This window comes from Streptomyces himastatinicus ATCC 53653, from assembly GCF_000158915.1.
Lineage (GTDB): Bacteria > Actinomycetota > Actinomycetes > Streptomycetales > Streptomycetaceae > Streptomyces > Streptomyces himastatinicus.
This window is the reverse complement of record NZ_GG657754.1, coordinates 6,366,640-6,368,314: the sequence shown is the minus strand read 5'-3', so window position 1 is coordinate 6,368,314 and position 1,675 is coordinate 6,366,640. Positions and strand designations below refer to the sequence as shown.

Genomic DNA, 1,675 nt, shown 5'->3' with positions numbered 1-1,675 from the left:
GCCCCGGGCGCGTAGGCCCGGCGGGCGGTAGCGCGTCGTACGGCGGACCGCACGGCGCGCCCGGCCGACGCCCGGCTGACGACCGCGGGCTCCCGGGGCAGTTGGGCACCCCGGCCGGCGGCTCGCCGCACGTCGACCCGACCGACGCCGGAGCGCACGGCGCAACCGCCCGGCGCCCGGGCGACGACCGCACGATCCCCGGACAGCCCGGCCCCGCAGACCGCCGAGGCACGCCCGGCAATACGGGCCATGACCCCGCCGGACAGCGGGGCGGCCCGGCGGGCGGCAGCGCGCCGTACAGCAGTCAGGGGCCCGACAGCGGGTCCGCAGCCCCCACGCACGGCGGGCAGGAGCCGTGGCCGGGCAGGGGCACGACCCCCGCAGACCGGCGCCCCGGCGCGCGGCCAGGAACCCCCGCGCGTCCCGGGACGCCGTACACCGACGCAGCAGGGCCCGGCCAACGCGACGGGGACCGCTGGGGCCCCGGCAATCAACCAGGCGCCGCAGACCGTCGAGGCGCGGCCGACACCGGGTCGCCGTACGACGACCGGCGGCCCGGCGGGCAACCCGGAACTCCGGCACATCCCGGGGCCCCTTACTCCGACGCGGAAGGACCCGGCCAGCGCGACAGGGACGGCTGGGGCCCCGGTAGGCAACCGAGCACCGCAGACCGTCAAGGCGCGGCCGGAGGTGCCACGGCTGGCGAGACGCCGTACGGCAGTCCGGCCGACGCCGGACCGCACAGCACAGCCGACCGGCATCACGGCGGGCAGCCGGGCGCCACCGCGCGCGACGCCGCGGCCGACGCCTGGTCGCCGTACGACGACCGGCACCCCGGCGGGCACCCCGGAGCCCCGGCGCATCCCGGGGCCCCTTACCCCGACGCGGCAGGGCCCGGCCAGCGCGACGGCGGGACGCCGTACGCCAGCCCGGCCGACGCCGGGCCGCGCGGCGCAGCCGATCGGCACCCCGGCGCACCGGACCCCCGGAGCGTTGGGCGGGGTGGGACGCCGTTGCGGGGGACCACCGTGCCGCGGGGGCTCGGGGAGGCGGGGGCGTATGCGTATGACGCTCCCGGGGCGCAGGTGCGGCGGCGGGGGATAGGGGCCTGGGTGCGGCAGTTGACCGGGGGCCGGGGGGCGGACGCGCGGGGCGTGGACGAGGCCGCGGGCGCCGAGGAGGCGGCGGCGCGGGCGGCCGAGGAGGCCGCCGCGTTGCACCGGCGGTGGCCGGACCCGGCGGCCGTGCTGATGACGGCGCTGGGGCCGGGGCCGCGGCTGTGGGAGCGCGGGCCGGGCCACCCGGACGCGCTCACGGTGCGGCTCGGCTCCGCCGACCGGCTCTCGGGCGCGGGCGGGTTGCTGCCCGCCGCGCCGGTGACCGTGGATCTGCGGCAGGCGGGTTCGCTGGGGCTCGCGGGGCCGCGCGGGCGGCTGGCCGGGCTCGCCCGGTCCGTCGTGGCGCAGCTCGCGGCGCTGCACTCCCCGGGCACGCTGGAGATCGTGCTGCTCAGCACCGAGGACCGGCCCGCCGAGTGGTCCTGGCTGGGCTGGCTGCCGCAGCTTCAGCCGTTGCGCGGGCAGGACTGCCGGCTGCTGCTGGCGTACGACGCCGAGCAGGTGACGGCCCGTACGGCGGAGCTGACCCGGCGGCTGGACGATACCGCCGCGGCGGG

At 80.8% G+C, this 1,675-nt stretch carries 1 pseudogene; it reads left to right on the top strand.

Annotated elements, in window-relative coordinates:
- Positions 1-1,112 precede the first annotated feature (1,112 nt).
- Positions 1,113-1,675: pseudogene (locus SSOG_RS56370) on the top strand (cell division protein FtsK); the annotation flags it as partial.